1 protein-coding gene is annotated in these 262 nt (G+C 43.1%); it reads right to left on the bottom strand.

Annotation, left to right across the window (positions count from 1 at the left end; all coding sequences use genetic code 11):
- A partial coding sequence (locus tag AAEZ03_RS27820) for a hypothetical protein (protein ID WP_350583127.1) occupies nt 1-262 on the bottom strand: 262 nt, incomplete at both ends.

The following is a 262-nucleotide window of genomic DNA, read 5'->3' as shown; positions in this document are numbered from 1 at the left end:
ATGAATCTAATTGGTATGCATATTGTTGCCATTGCTCACTAACGGTAATGCTTTTCTCCGGCACCGGCAACACACTGAGTTTACAAAATAATGCACTAAGTAAAGGAACGGCATCCACAGCCGAAATGGATTGATTTGTCGATTGCCCAAGCGATAAGTGACTGCGCATTGAGGCAAATATCGACCAGTCTGTCTCTGGTTGATCAATAAACTCACTCAGATACACTTGCTTATCATCACTGACCCAAATCAATGCAGGTGC

Source organism: Pseudomonas sp. HY2-MNA-CIBAN-0224, assembly GCF_040310285.1.
GTDB lineage: Bacteria > Pseudomonadota > Gammaproteobacteria > Pseudomonadales > Pseudomonadaceae > Aquipseudomonas > Aquipseudomonas helleri.
Note: the sequence above shows the minus strand (reverse complement) of the source record. Positions and strands in the feature narration are given on the sequence as shown.